The organism is Acinetobacter sp. HZNU-JH01 (assembly GCF_037996845.1).
Taxonomy (GTDB): domain Bacteria; phylum Pseudomonadota; class Gammaproteobacteria; order Pseudomonadales; family Moraxellaceae; genus Acinetobacter; species Acinetobacter haemolyticus.
In genome coordinates this window covers 391514-406671 of sequence record NZ_JBBMZX010000001.1, presented here as the reverse complement: position 1 = coordinate 406671, position 15158 = coordinate 391514, and the positions used below count along the sequence as shown (strand labels likewise).

Annotated in this window: 12 protein-coding genes; 5 read left to right on the top strand and 7 right to left on the bottom strand. The window is 38.8% G+C overall.

Features of this window, described 5'->3' with window-relative positions:
* Positions 1 to 10: 10 nt before the first annotated feature.
* Entirely contained in the window at positions 11 to 1024 is a 1014-nt protein-coding gene (locus AAC851_RS01960) for an adenosine kinase (RefSeq protein ID WP_004639253.1), read from the bottom strand.
* A gap of 226 nt (positions 1025 to 1250) precedes the next feature.
* Here AAC851_RS01960 and AAC851_RS01955 point away from each other — a divergent pair, with 226 nt between their 5' ends.
* The 3 genes from AAC851_RS01955 to AAC851_RS01945 are packed head-to-tail and all read left to right on the top strand — an operon-like array spanning position 1251 to position 5890.
* A complete protein-coding gene (locus AAC851_RS01955; RefSeq protein ID WP_340600419.1) occupies positions 1251 to 4190 on the top strand; it encodes an insulinase family protein in 2940 nt (979 codons plus the stop codon).
* A 20-nt stretch (positions 4191 to 4210) separates the two neighbouring features.
* Positions 4211 to 5380, top strand: coding sequence for a phospholipase A (locus tag AAC851_RS01950; protein ID WP_340600418.1), 1170 nt, complete (start codon positions 4211 to 4213; stop codon positions 5378 to 5380).
* Entirely contained in the window at positions 5381 to 5890 is a 510-nt protein-coding gene (locus AAC851_RS01945) for a cysteine peptidase family C39 domain-containing protein (RefSeq protein WP_008942528.1), read from the top strand.
* A 13-nt stretch (positions 5891 to 5903) separates the two neighbouring features.
* On the opposite strand, the gene AAC851_RS01940 is transcribed toward AAC851_RS01945, so the two are convergent.
* The 3 genes from AAC851_RS01940 to ilvA all read right to left on the bottom strand — a co-directional run bounded on the left by AAC851_RS01940 (position 5904) and on the right by ilvA (position 9589).
* Positions 5904 to 7241 (bottom strand): TrkH family potassium uptake protein, encoded by a 1338-nt coding sequence (locus AAC851_RS01940; protein ID WP_004639248.1) that lies wholly within the window; start codon positions 7239 to 7241, stop codon positions 5904 to 5906.
* A 1-nt stretch (position 7242) separates the two neighbouring features.
* A complete protein-coding gene (locus AAC851_RS01935) occupies positions 7243 to 7893 on the bottom strand; it encodes a potassium channel family protein (protein ID WP_004639247.1) in 651 nt (216 codons plus the stop codon).
* Between the two features lie 151 nt (positions 7894 to 8044).
* Entirely contained in the window at positions 8045 to 9589 is a 1545-nt protein-coding gene (ilvA, locus tag AAC851_RS01930; RefSeq protein WP_340600417.1) for a threonine ammonia-lyase, biosynthetic, read from the bottom strand.
* A 98-nt stretch (positions 9590 to 9687) separates the two neighbouring features.
* Between ilvA and rpiA the strand changes: the two genes are divergently transcribed.
* Positions 9688 to 10359, top strand: coding sequence for a ribose-5-phosphate isomerase RpiA (rpiA, locus tag AAC851_RS01925; protein ID WP_004639245.1), 672 nt, complete (start codon positions 9688 to 9690; stop codon positions 10357 to 10359).
* Positions 10359 to 11051: a M48 family metallopeptidase gene (locus AAC851_RS01920; RefSeq protein WP_075315638.1), complete on the top strand. Its 693-nt coding sequence runs from the start codon at positions 10359 to 10361 to the stop codon at positions 11049 to 11051. The genes rpiA and AAC851_RS01920 overlap by 1 nt, the downstream gene beginning before the upstream one ends.
* Positions 11052 to 11070: 19 nt before the next feature.
* Here the strand turns inward: AAC851_RS01920 and AAC851_RS01915 are convergent, their stop codons facing one another.
* From AAC851_RS01915 to AAC851_RS01905, 3 genes are all read right to left on the bottom strand, one after another.
* Positions 11071 to 11724: a CDP-alcohol phosphatidyltransferase family protein gene (locus tag AAC851_RS01915; protein ID WP_081377736.1), complete on the bottom strand. Its 654-nt coding sequence runs from the start codon at positions 11722 to 11724 to the stop codon at positions 11071 to 11073.
* A gap of 86 nt (positions 11725 to 11810) precedes the next feature.
* The gene (gene phoA / locus AAC851_RS01910; protein ID WP_075315637.1) at positions 11811 to 13301 is read right to left on the bottom strand and encodes an alkaline phosphatase; all 1491 of its coding nucleotides are present in this window, start codon (positions 13299 to 13301) and stop codon (positions 11811 to 11813) included.
* A gap of 181 nt (positions 13302 to 13482) precedes the next feature.
* Positions 13483 to 15012 carry a hypothetical protein gene (locus tag AAC851_RS01905; protein WP_075315636.1) on the bottom strand — a complete coding sequence of 510 codons (1530 nt, stop codon included), beginning with the start codon at positions 15010 to 15012 and terminating at the stop codon, positions 13483 to 13485.
* Positions 15013 to 15158 lie beyond the last annotated feature (146 nt).

Genomic DNA, 15158 nt, shown 5'->3' with positions numbered 1-15158 from the left:
CTTTTCCATGTTAAGCACATTCCTGTTGTGTGGTTTTAAACTGCTCAAAGAGTTTAGCGTAATGATCGACTGATAAACGTGGACCAAATTGGGCAACAACTTCGCTTGATATCAAAATTGAAAGTTGTGCAGCTGCTTGTAGGCTTAATCCGGCATTAATTGCATACAAAAATGCTCCAGAAAAAGCATCACCAGCACCGTTAGCATCTACCGCTTCAACATGTCGGCCCGCAACATGAAATTGTTGAGCTGGATCAATGATCATTGCGCCATTTGCACCTTGTGTAATCACAATATGTTGATTTTTGATTTTCAAAACTTCAATAGCATCATTGAGATTATCAGTCTCGCTAAACATCAACGCTTCTTGTTCATTACAAAACAATAAATCTACGCCATCACCCAATAGTTCTTCAAGCCCAGTACGTGCATATTGCACCATTGCTGGATCTGAAAGCGAAAGAGCGATCTTAACACCATGTTCTCTAGCGATTTGGCGTGCTTGTTTCACAGCTTCACGAGCTGATTCACTGGTTGATAGATATCCTTCGATATAAAGCCATTTCGCTGTTTTTAATGGTTCAAAATCAATTTGTTCATCAGAAAGCTCAGCAGTAATACCAAGATAAGTTTGCATAGTACGTTCTGAATCAGGACTAATCAGGACCATGCATGTACCAGTGACACCTTCACTGATTGATTGAGCTGTGGTTTTAATACCAGCGTCATTTAAGCCATTTAAATAAATCGAACCAAGTTCATCGTTCCCGACACGGCATCCATAAAATGCTGTTCCACCTAATGAACTAAAAGCAACAGTTGTATTTGCTGCTGAACCGCCACTTGCTTGCCCTTTATAAGTCTGGGTATCTTGTAGTTTTTGATATAACGCAGATTGAGTTTCACCATCAGCCAACTGCATTGTGCCTTTTTGCAAAGCATGTTCTGTTAAAAACTCATTTGAGACTTTAAATTCTTGGTCAATGAGCGCATTCCCAATTGCAAAAAGATCAACAGTTGCCATGTTTGTCATCACATTAAAAATCAAAACATAAAGTTTACACTAATGCTCAGGATTACTGTAGGTTGTTGAGAAAAAATCAAGTTTAGAATGATTTTAGATATTCATCTTGGATATTGCTCAGTCGATGAATTTTTCTACAAAAATAGACTAATTTACATGGATATCGATTACGATTCTTCGGTAGACTCTCAAGAGTAACTATTTAAATAGATAAATTGGAGATCATATGACTGTCGATGTTTCTGAAAGTATTGCTAAAACGACTCATCCAGCGTTTCAGTTATTACGCCAACACCATGTAGAAGCACTCGATATTCACGTTTTAGAATATAAGCACAAAGTTACTGGTGCGGTTCATTATCACTTAGCAACCAATCATGACGAAAATGTATTTTTGGTTGCATTTAGAACCCAACCTATGGATTCGAAAGGGACTGCGCATATCCTAGAACATACCGCATTATGTGGTTCTGAAAAATTTCCTGTTCGTGACCCTTTCTTTTTAATGATTCGCCGTTCACTCAATACGTTTATGAATGCTTTCACGGCAGCAGACTGGACCGCTTATCCATTTGCAACACAGAATAAAAAAGATTTTCAAAATTTATTATCTGTTTATTTAGATGCAGCTTTCTCAGCGAATTTGAATCCTTTGGACTTTGCTCAAGAAGGGATTCGAATTGAACTTGAGAATGATCAAGCCGTTTATAAAGGTGTTGTTTTTAATGAAATGAAAGGCGCTATGAGTGCCCCTACAGATCAGCTTTATCATCAGCTTGCACATCATTTATTCCCTGAAACCACCTATCACTATAACTCTGGCGGTGATCCTAAAGACATACCAGATTTGAGCTATGAACAGTTGGTGGATTTTTATAAAACCCATTATCACCCAAGTAATGCCGTATTTATGACTTTTGGCAATCAAAGTGCTTATGATCTACAAGAGCAATTTGAAAAGTTGGCGTTACATAAGTTTTCTCAAGGGACTACTTTATATTCAAAACCAGAGAAGCGTTTAGCAGCACCGATTACAGTAACAGAATCTTATGCAGTTGATAGTGATGATTTAAACGATAAGACTTATCACGTATTGTCATGGTTATTGCCAGAAACAAGTGATATTAAGTTACGCTTAGGCATGCGTTTAGTCGAAGGGATCTTATTAGAAAACTCTGCCTCGCCATTGCGCCATTATTTAGAAACCTGTGGTTACGCTCAATCTACAGGACCAATTATGGGTGTTGATGACAGTAACTTTGAAATGACTTTCTACTGCGGCGTGCAAGGTTCAAATGCTGAGCATGCTGAAACATTCAAAAATGGTGTTTTAAATATTTTAAAAGAGGTTGCATCAAAACCTGTTGATCAGGATCTCGTGGATGCAATTCTTCATCAAATCGAATTACATCAGCGTGAAATCAATGGTGATGGTACACCTTATGGTTTAAGTTTGATTCTGAATGGTTTGAGTAGTGCAATTCACCACAACGATCCAATTCATGTTTGGGATGTAGACTCAGCAATTGAGCAAGTCAAAGAAGAGCTTAAAGATCCGATGTGGTTGTCTAATCTAATACAGACACACTTGTTGGATAATCCACATCGCGTACAAATGACTTTGGTGCCAGATGCAACTAAGTCAGCAAAAGAACAACAAGATGAACAAGCGCGTTTGGCTGAAATTACTGCGAACCTAACTGAAGAACAAAGGATCGAGATTCAGCAAAAAACGGATGCTTTAAAAAAGCGTCAAGATACGCCTGATGACCTTGAGTTATTGCCAAAAGTTGGCTTGGAGGACATTCCTGCTGATCTTCAGATCGTACAAGGTCAATTGCGTGAGATCATTTGTAATCGTTTAGACACGCCATTGAATCTTTATCATGCGGGAACCAATGGTATTTATTATCAACAAGTTTTGATTCAAATCCCTGATGAAATTGTTCAATCTCCATACTTCAATTTACTGTCTATCTTGATGGGTGAGGTTGGTGCAGGTGAATACAATTATCTTGAGTTACAACAGATCCAAACAGCTGTAAGCGGTGGCTTGGGCATGGGTGCATCTTTACGAAGCAAGGTTGATGATAAGGATCGTATTAGTGCTTGGTTGACGCTTACAACTAAATCACTTACACAAAAACTTGATGCAATTCAGTTATTGAAATTGGCTTTTGAAAAGCTTCGCTTTGATGAGAAAGATCGGATTATCGAGTTATTACAGCAACGTAAAACTCGTTGGCAGTCGCGTTTATCGGGTTCTGGACATAGCTATGCGATGCAAACAGCTTCACGTCAAATGAGTGCATTGGCTCGCCGTGATTATCATAATACTGGTCTAGGTGCTTTAAATTGGCTCAGTGAGCTTGTGAGCAAGATTGACAAAGATGATGAGGCTTATCAGGCACTCATTGTTGAGTTACAGGCAATACACCGTATGTTATTGCAAGCACCGAAACAATTCTTATTGGTTTGTGAAGAACATCAGTCTGATCGGTTAGTTGAAGAAATCCAAAACGTCTGGGATAAGTTAGAGCTTGATCCTACACCTGCAACACTGACTCAGATCGAACGAGTAGATAGCAATGTTGATGAGGCATGGTTAATCCAAGCAAATGTACAGTTTTGTGCATCTGCCTATCAAGCTGTGGATGTTTCACATCCTGATGCTGCACCATTAATGGTGCTAGCAGCTTATCTACGTAACGGTTTCTTACATAGTGCGATTCGTGAAAAAGGTGGCGCATATGGTGGTGGAGCAAGCTATGATGGAAATGCGTGTTCATTCCGTTTTTACAGCTATAGAGATCCTCGCTTAGAAGAAACTTTTAAAGATTTTGAAGCGAGTATTCAATGGTTACTAAACAGCGAACAGTATCCGTATCAACTAGAGGAAGCGATTTTAGGTCTTGTTGCAAGCATGGATAAGCCAGGTTCGCCAGCTGGTGAGGCGATTACTGCTTGTTATGCTTATTTGCATGCACGCACACCAAAATTCCGAAAATTACTACGTGAACGCTTGTTAAATGTAACCTTGGCTGATTTGCAACGTGTTGCGAAACAATATTTACTCGAACAGAAACCAGTTAAAGCTGTTGTTGCTCCATTTGCAAAGCGTGAGGCTTTACAACAACTTGGTTTTAATATTCAACAGGTTAATTAAAAGAAAAGTTGGAGACATCTATGACGTTCAAATCATTTGAACGTAGTCATCTTGGGCTGAGTGTTATTGCGATACTCAGTTCACTCACTACGTCATTGGCAAATGCACAAGCGACAGCACCTGCAAGCCCAGCCACTGCTGAAGCCTGTGTCGCTTTAGCATCCAACGCAGACCGTTTAGCATGTTATGACCGTCTTTTTAAAGCACCCACCATTATCGAGTCAGTGGAGCAACCAGCACCAGAACCTGTTTTGGCTGCATCTGCGCCTGTGGTAGAGCGTAAAGAAAGTCCGCAAGCAGAGTCACTAAAAGACAAAGTTGTACAGAAATTCAGTGATTTTCACATATTAGGACCAGCGCCAAAGTTTGATCCAAACGTGTCGTTATTAGACCGCCGCTGGGAGCTTTCAGAAGAAAGTAAATTAGGTGCTTGGAATATCCGTGCCTATCAACCAGTCTATTTGTTACCTGTATTTTGGACCAGTAATAAAAATGAATTTCCAAGCAGTCCAAATCCTGTAAATACGGTAGATGAGAAGCAAAATCTAACGTCATCCGAAGCCAAGTTTCAGCTTTCATTAAAGACCAAAGCTTGGGAAAATATCTTTGGGAATAATGGTGATCTATGGTTGGGCTATACGCAATCTTCACGCTGGCAAGTTTATAATTCAGAAGAATCACGACCATTTCGTGAGACCAATTATGAACCTGAAGCAAGTTTGATGTTTAGAACCAATTATGAAATTTTAGGTTTGAATGCGCGTTTGCTTGGTGTCACGTTGAACCACCAATCAAATGGTCGTTCAGATCCATTATCTCGTAGTTGGAACCGAGTGATTTTTAATCTTGGTTTTGAAAAAGATAATTTCGCACTTATGCTGCGTCCTTGGTATCGGGTAGAAGAAGATGCCAAAGATGATAATAACCCTGATATTAAGGATTATATTGGTCGTGGCGATTTAACCGCATTTTACCGTAAGGGTGATAATGAATTTTCTTTAATGTTACGACATTCATTAAAAGGCGGAGATCGCTCGAATGGCGCAGTTCAGTTTGATTGGGCATTTCCTATTACAGGCAAGTTGCGTGGACACTTCCAATTGTTTGATGGTTATGGTGAAAGTTTGATTGACTATAATCACAAAGCAACTTATGTCGGTTTGGGTGTGTCTCTGATGAATTGGTATTAAATGGGCTTAAATATTCCTAAACCTTTGCTGGAGCTAGAGGCAAATTGTGGTGTATTTGCAGTTTGGTTGATTGTAAAACAATATGATACCCATATTGATATTGCTGATCTAATTCGTTTGTGTCGCCATGATCAGCAAGAAGGTACATTTACTATTGCTTTAGCTGTAGCATTAAAAAAAATAGGTTTTAAGGTCTCATTTTATACCGACCCTGATCCAAATATTGATGATAATGAAAGACAAAGTTACTTTGATGCTGAGCGTTTAAACATTCCAGTTCAAGCTGCTTTGTCTTATTTCGATATTCAGCAAGCCTTTGATCATGGGAAATTTGTCATCGTATTCTATGATACTTTTCAAGGCGTTGGTAATCAGTCCTTAATTTATTCTATTGATGAACAACAAATTAGTTTCTGTGATCATTTTGATGTAATGACCAAAAACGAATTTGAACAACAACGCCAAGCTGATGGTATTTGTAGGCAAGTCGTTGTTGTTGAACACGCTTAAATGACAATCCTCATCACCCAATCTGAATATTTGCAGTAGGGTGTTTTAAACGACTCTTTTTTGGAGTGGCGATTAAATAAGCTAGTGTGAGTGGTCCTAGCCGACCCGTAAACATCAACAGGCACAGGACAAGTAGGCTGCCATCATGTAATTCTCCAGTCGCACCTCTCGACAGTCCTACGGTACAGGCGGCTGATAACACTTCGAACATCAAGTCCAGTACATCAAGTTCAGGTTCTAATATCAATATAATAAAGCCACCAAGAAATATGAGCATTCCAGTTATGGCCGCAACAGCGAGGGCTTTATAGGTCGTTTCTTGCGAAATGGCGTGATTAAAAATGCGGATTTCGTCATTACGTCGCAGAAATGCAACCACACACAGCACCAAAATGACAAAGGTTCCAACTTTGATTCCGCCTGCAGTACTCAGTGAGCCACCACCAATAAACATGAGTAACATGGTGAGAAGTGTTGTACTGTTATTCATTGAACCTGTGTCAATTGTATTGAAACCCGAGGAACGAGGTACCGTGGCTTGAAACCATGAATTGACGGCTTGTTCACCAAGACTCATTGACCCTAATGTCATCGGATTACGCGATTCTAAGAGCCAAATCATGATGAAGGCAAATATATTGATAATAACGATGGTACTTACAACAAGTTTGGTGTTTGGACTAAGTTTTCTCCATTTTTTATTCTGTTTAATATCCATTAAAACTAAAAAACCGATTCCACCTAAGATGTACAAAAGACTAATGGTGAGACAAATAAAGTAATTGCCATAAAAATTGCTCAGTCCATTGTCAAATAGAGAAAATCCAGCATTGTTAAAAGCGGAGATACTATAAAAAACAGAATAGTAGAGTCCTTTGGGTATCCCATAAAGAGGAATAAAGCTGGTTGATAATATGATAGCGCCAATCAACTCAAAGAAAATGGTATAAGCCACAACACCTTTAGCAATAAAAGTGACTTTCGATAAGCTTGTTTGTCCCAAGCTTTCTTGTGCCATCATCTGTTGCTTTAAGCCCACTTTTGGAGACAAACTGAGTGCTGCTAATATCGCAAAGGTCATAAAACCCAATCCACCCGACTGGATCATCAGCAGAATAATAAATTGTCCAAAATGTGTATAAGACTCTCCAATATTAACCACAGACAAGCCTGTAATCGTCACGGCAGAGGTCGCAGTGAAAATGGCATCCATCCAAGAAATTTGTCCAGTATGCGAAATAGGAAGCTTAAGTAACAAAGTTCCAATTACGATAAAGCTAAGAAATCCGATGGCAAGAAGAGACGGAGGACTTAGATTAAAAATCTTTTGTGTCTGTGTTTTCGTTGTCATTTTATTGGAAACACTCAGAGAGTTTTTTAAGATTTACAAGTAATCCTTCTAAGATAAGTACATCTCCTTTATTTAATGTAAAGGTGGTGTCTGTTTCATAGAAGATATCTTTATTGCGTTTAACCAATAGAAGTTTGACGTGAGGTGCTAGCTGCATCAAGCCGGATAAATTAATACCATGTAATTTTTCTTTGATTGGAACTTTAATAATAAAGTGGTCATCATCCAATGCCATATATCGACTTACCATTGGATAGTTCAGTGCCTGAGCAACACGAACACCCATATCTTCTTCAGGATGAATAATTTTATTAATATTGAGATGAGATAAAATAGTATGGTGTGCTTTGGTTTTTGCTTTGACCCAAATTTTATCTATTCCTAGATTTTTTAAACTGAGCACGCATAAAATGCTGGCTTCAATGTCTTCACCGATTGCAACAACAACAGCATCACAGTTTTGTACATTCAACTCATCTAGTACATGTTCATCAGTAGCATCTGCGATAACCGCATGAGTAATTTTGTCTGCAAGGTTTTCGACATTACGTTTTTGGGTGTCTATGCCGATAACATCATGATTTAGCTTAGTAAGTTCAAGTGCAACAGTTGCACCAAAACTGCCTAAACCAATGACTGCAAATTGTGCCATAACGGTCCTTAACTAAATGATTAGAATGTCTTTTTATCTATTTTAAAATGGATAAAAATTCTCTTTGTAATGATTTTGTGTTGCTCGAAAACATTTGTCTAGTACACATAAAAAGAAAACCGACAACTGTCGGTTTTCTTGACTGTGATTTTTACTTTAAGAAACGCTTATATCCAATGTTGTCGCTAATTTCAGCATATGGATAAGTGATTTGTTCAAGCGTCTCAATAAGTCCATCCGGATTTTGCTTCGCATCAGTGGCTTGTAAACCAACAAGCACTCGGCCTTCGGCGGCGCCGTGATTACGATAGTGGAATAACGTAATGTTATGCGTTGGGCCTAATCGCTCAAGGAAGGTTAATAGTGCACCTGGTCGTTCAGGAAATTCCACACGGAATAAACGTTCGTTTTCAATATTGGCATGACCCCCAATTAGGTATCGAATATGTAGTTTAGCAACTTCATCATCTGAAAGATCATCTACTTCATATTGCTGCTTTAACATCTCATGAATTTCGTGACGCTCAGTTTCACCGCCTTTTAGGCTAATACCAACAAACACCTGTGCTTGATTACTATCACTTGCACGATAATTAAATTCAGTAATATTGCGACCCTGTAATGAACGGCAGAAATTAAGGAATGCACCTTTTTGTTCAGGGATGGTGACAGCATAGATTGCTTCTTTACGTTCACCTAATTCAGTACGTTCAGCAATATAACGGAGGCGATCAAAGTTCATGTTTGCACCACAAACAATTGAGACCATGTTTTTATCGCTGATTTGATGTTCGGCAACGTATTTTTTTATACCTGCCAAAGCCATTGCACCAGAAGGTTCAACGATACTACGATTTTCATCATAGGTATCTTTGATTGCAGCACAGATTTCATCGGTATTTACCGTAACAATTGTTGGATCAACAATCGGACCTGAATTGTCTGATTTACGCAGTTGTACCATTTCAAAAGGAAGCTCACCAATTTGTGCAACTGCTGTGCCATCTGCAAATAATCCAACATGCGGTAAAATCACACGTTCATTGGCCGCGAGTGCAGCTTTTAAACAAGCTGACTCTTCATACTCAACACCGATCACTTTGACGTGTGGTGCAACTTCACCTAGATAGGCAGCTACACCTGCAATTAAACCGCCACCGCCGACAGCAACAAAAACATATTCGACATCACGCCATTGACGTAAGATTTCATTGGCAATGGTGCCTTGACCTGCAATGACGAGTTCATCATCATAAGGTGGAATAAAAACTAGGCCTTCGGCTTCTGCACGTTGTTTAGCATATTTATTAGCAACATCAAAGCTGTCACCATATAGTACAACTTGACCGCCTAAATTTTTAACAGCTTGTACCTTAATGTCGGGTGTTGTGCTTGGCATGACAATGATGGCATGGATACCTAATTTTTTTCCAGATAAAGCAACACCTTGAGCATGATTTCCTGCTGAAGCACAGATTACTCCACGCTCAAGTTGGTCTTTTGGAAGCTGGCTAATACGGTTATAAGCACCGCGAAGTTTGAAGGAGAAAACAGGCTGTAAATCTTCACGTTTAAATCGAATATTATTATTAATTTTTTGACTAATTCGTGGAGCTGCTTCTAGCGGTGTTTCAATCGCAACATCATAAACCGTTGCTTGTAAAATTTGTCGTACCACACGAGACAGCATGTTCATCTTCCCTATAACAGTTTAAAATAGGGGATCATTGTAGCAAACCCCTGTGCATTTGCGCTGTTTTCTTACAGCAAATGTCAAAATAGTTGAGTGAAGTCATGAGTCTATATGCAACCCAAGATGAAAAAAAACAAGCTGCGGCTAAAGCAGCTTTAAAACATTTGCCTAAAGGCGGCATTTTGGGCGTAGGAACTGGAAGTACGGTTAACTTTTTAATTGATTTGTTACCTGAATTGCAATTAGAAGCAGCAGTTGCGAGTTCAAATGCAACAGCAGAACGCCTTAAAGAATTGGGCATCGAAGTTGTTGATATGAACTCTGTAGGCGGCCTAGATGCTTATGTAGATGGAGCTGATGAGATAGATCGTCATATGCATATGATCAAAGGTGGTGGTGCTGCGTTGACACGTGAGAAAATTGTTGCCTCTATTGCCAAAAAATTTGTTTGTATAGTTGATGATTCGAAATGGGTTGAGCAATTAGGACGTGATTTTCCGTTACCTGTTGAAGTGATCCCGATGGCACGTTCAGCTGTCGCACGTAAAATTGTCGCTTTAGGCGGTGATCCTGTATATCGTGAAGGTGTTGTGACTGATAATGGGAATGTGATTTTGGATGTTTATAATTTAAATATCCTCAATCCAATTGAGTTAGAGAAAACGTTAAATAACATTCCAGGTGTTGTAACCAATGGTATTTTCGCACTCAATGCAGCAACGATCGCAATTGTTGCAACCAATAATGGAATTGAAGAGCGTGTAGCGCAGTAATGGTATCTGTTTCTGTAGAAACACCATTACCAGAAGTCAAAGTAGTTCGACATGCAAGGGCGAGAAATTTGCGTTTGCGTGTCGAGCCAACTGGCATTCGTTTGACGGTACCGCTGTTTTGTACTAAACGTCAGATTCAACAATTTTTAAATCAATCCGAACCCTGGCTTTTGGCTACATGGGCGAAGCAACAACAGCAACTGCTTCAAACATCCACTATTCCTGAGCAATTGGTACTATTCGCCCATACTCAACCATTGTCCATTGTGAAACAAAAACAACGCCACATCTTTATATTTAATTGGGAATTACAGACGTTATTTATCCGAGAGATTGAGTCTGAAAAAGCACTACAAGCAGCGGTATTGGCTTATGCAAAACAATTTTTACCTGAATATTTAAATCAAATCAGCCGAGAAATCGGCTTGCCTTACCAAGTGTGTACAGTCCGAAAACCAAAGACAAGGTGGGGAAGTTGTACCTCTAAACATGACATCATGTTAAATGCAGCTTTGGTTTTGATGCCTGAGCCGATTGTTCGCTCTGTTTGTGTGCATGAATTGGCACATACGAAACATTTTGATCATAGTGAAGCTTTTTGGGCTGAAGTTGCGAAACATGATAGAAATTACATCGAACATCGTAAACAGTTGAAGCAGGTTCAATTACCGAGTTGGTACTATCAAAAATAATAGCGTCTGATTGGTTTATTTAACCATTAAAAAAACGATTGCGTTGAATTTCTAATCCTTGTCTTAAACGAAGAGCTTGTTTGAGACTAGGTACATCATTCTGCCACTGCTTGAGTGTGAGAATGATTGCGATAATTTCAATGCGTGTCAGAATTCCTAGCCAAATAACTGCGTTAAATAAAAGTTGCGATTGTCCTGTAAGTGTGATTTGGACCAGCAAGGCAAATAAAAATAATGTCCATATTTTTGCCCCTATCGTATGAGTTGCAATTTCTTTCTTAAATTTAAAGTAGCTGATGATATAAGTGAATGCTTCAAAGATAATTAAAATAATGATTGGAAAAATATGTTGTTTAAAGAATTCTGGTTGCTGTAAATAAATTGCACTGATCGCACAGATAAAGAAAATTTGGTCAATATTTGAGTCTAATCTACGTAGATTCTGATCCGAGATGCCCAAATGTCGAGCGATGATGCCATCAAAAATGTCACTGAGAAGTCCTAATGTCAGGAAGATTACAGTGTAGATGGGATAAAATTTGATTTGCGTTAGGGTAATAATAACAATGAGTATGCCAAGGATGAGTCTTAAATAAATAAGAAGTTTAGGAATTTTCTTTGCGATTGGCATCAAATTTAAGCTTGAATCATTATGTTGGAAAGAGTATAGCATTCACATTAGTGGTTATTTATGTGCATGACTCAATTTCCATAGATAAAAACGACCACAAATATTGTGGTCGCCTTAATTGGTACTGTTTATCTTGAGACGTTTTGTTGAATGCCTAACGCATCACGGATAATAAAGAATAAATCGGTTTGATCTAGTAAACCAGATACGTTCGCAGCACGTGGCCCATAAGCCGCAATACGAACTTGTGCACCGGTATGGTGTTGACTTGAACCCTCTGGAGCGGTGCCGTAATTGATTGCCATTGCAACCCCATCTTTGGTTTTCAATGCTGCAGTTTGTCCAGGACTATCTCCATTTATTGGTATAATTTGGCTTGTATGTGCATGATCACCTGTTACAACAATCAATGTCTCGCCGTGTTCTTTTGCAAATTTAAGAGCAACTTGAATGGCTTCATCAAGCTGTACAGTTTCACCAATTTGTCCACACGGATCGGCTGCATGATTTCGTTTATCAATAGAGCCGCTTTCAACCTGTAAAAAGAAGCCCTTTTCATTGTTGCTTAATAGCTCGATCGCTTTTTCTGTCATTTGTGCCAAGCGTGGTGTTTGAACAGAAAAGGCACTATTATCTCGGCAGCTTTCAGCACCTTTTTTATGTCCATTTAATTGTGTTACTGGACCACTCCAGATCACGGGAAGGTTACCATCGGCGAATAAGCCGAGTAAAGGCTGGTTTTGATTGGCACTATCAACTGCTTTTAACGAGTTTAGGTCTTCAACAATACGATAATTTTCTAATTTTGCGCGTTCAAGTAAGGTCTTATCTTTGAAAGGACCTGCTTTTGCAACTTCATAGAATGTTTTCTTGCCGCCACCTAAAGTAACGTCAGCACGTGTTGTTAAAAGCTGTTCTGTGATCGAACCTAATCCACCATTTTCCAATGCACTTTCAGGACAGCGTTTAGTGGTTTCATTTGGTCCATAACACTTACGTGCGCTGATATGCGAGACTAAAGCCGCAGGGGTTGCATCTTGAAGTTCTGTGGTGGTTACATTACCTGTTGCAAATCCAGCTTTTTTTGCTAGCTCTAATAGTGTTGCATGATGGTTTCCGCGAATATCTAGGCCTAAGGCATTGTTATAAGTTTTAATTCCAGAAGCCCATGCAGTTGCGGATGCTGCGGAGTCGGTCACGTAATCAACTTCGCCATCTTTATTTAATGAATAAGTCGTATAGCTTCCAGTGAAAGGTAAGACGTCTAAGCCTTTAAAATAACCAGCCGCGCCTTCTGCATAGTTTCGTGCTGCGGTGATTTCAGAATCGCTCGTACCATCACCAATAAATAGAATTACATGCTTGACGGTTTTGTCACTCAGAGACTCTCGCATTGCTTGAGTACGTTCTTTTTTTAAGCGAGTTGCTCCGCCAAATTCACTAACATTACCATTTGCACCAGCTTCAAGAAGTTCACCATCAAATTGAGGTGTTGTTACGGGTGGCTTTGGTTTTTCTAAAGGTTGATTTGATGATGAGTAATTATTGTCATCTCCGCCACATGCGGTAAATGATAGGGAGGTGATTAATATAGGTAAAAGTAATGGTTTTAGTTTCAATGTTTTTCTCTAAAAATTAGTTGATAAGTAAACTAATTAATAGATATGAAATTTTGGTTAACATTTGATGACGGTTTAATGACAATAAAAATTAATATTTCTAACAATGAATGAAGATTTGATTTCTTAATCTAAATCAGGCAATCAAAAATGATGTTTCAATTGCCTGATTTAAGTATGATTAGCTGAAATTACATTGTAACTGTGTACTTTGTAATTGGTCTGGTGCTTTTCGACTATCCAAACCTGCACTGGCACTTAATACTTGATTTTCTTTAAGGTGTAATTGCACAAATTCATATTGAAGTTCGCCTTGCTTAGGCTCAGGGGAGCTGCTATTTAGTAGATACTCGTGATCAGCTTTATTCACTCGTAATAAATTATCTGTGCTGTCACCATCTAACTTGGATCGAAACTTTTGATTATCTTTTATAAGTTCAATCCAGCCATCGGCTCGAACATTAAGCTGACAATTTTGGGTACTGTCTTGGTAATGACCAATGAGATATTCAATCGTTGGTAAAGAGTGATTAATCAGATTGATACCGATTAAACCTTGTTTACAAGGGTAGATTGAGCCATTACATGTTGCACTGGTATCTGCAAAACCGACAGCACGACGATAATCACCAGCACCATTCAAGCGAACACTTGAGGGGGTGGATGGATCAGCAATTGGCATGACACCAGCATAAGTGCGTTGTTGTAAGTTGCTGTAGTTTTTGGGATTAGTGCTGCTTTGGTTAAAAGAGTCAGCAAGCTCAAGCACTGCCTGTTTTAATGAAGCTGCATATTGCTCACGCGCATTTTTTTGAGTGGTTCCAATACCAATAATTGTGTTTTTGACGGGATCAATGTTGTCAGGTGTGGTTGCGACCAGTGAAGTTAAAGCTGCTGGATCACCACGAAGCGTTTTTCCATCCAGGTAACCATCTCTTAAATCAATAGCCAGATTATGAGCAAATTCGACAAAGCTATTGTCCGGGTATGTGTTGGCCCACTGACGTAAATAACCAAAACTCAGATAGGTGTTTGCGTATAAAGCAGTTTTTAAATGAGCATCTTGAGGTGAAAATACGTGAAAAAGAGTAGTTGCTTCTACATTTGGGATATCAAGATTTTTAAAGGCACTTAATAGTGCGGCATCTACATCACCTGTCGCAAGATCAAGTTGATTTGCTGTGATGAGCATAGGATATTGGTTTTCATCAGTAGGCAATTGTCCTGAACGTACCAATGCTCTTTGATATATCGCTTCAGAACTTGGATTGATAAAAATTGCTTGAGTTAGATTGCTTACATCAACCTTTACCAAAGCTCGCCAAGTAAAGTTCATGCTTTCGTATTTACTCGTGAGGAAGTTATATACAATAGAACTAGGAGTTGTAGAGATCTCAACACGATATAAGCGGTTTCTGTCTAGAATATAAGGTAGAGTCACTTTTAAATTTGTAGTGGTAATGACATTTTGCTCAAGCACTAATTTGTTATCAGAATTATCAAACACCTTTAGCACGACATTACGCATCTCAATCGGCACTTTAATGTTGAAATCTTTTGGCTTAGGAACAATAACCTCTTCTGGTTGAGATTCTTTATTCGCTTTACTTTCACCGCTACCACAACCAACTAAAGTGGTGCCGAGTAGAATGACACTCAAGCCTAAACAAATATGATGATGTAATCTTTGTTCTAACATCAAAGAAGGCATTCCAGCTCTCCAAAAAAATTTGCATCCATGAAAATTATTATTTCTACGCGGTTTTATTCTATGCGAATCTGTCCTTGATTCAATAGTATTTCTTGACCAATGGTAAAATCTATTCGAATAAAATAAAAAAGCTTTTAATTCTTATA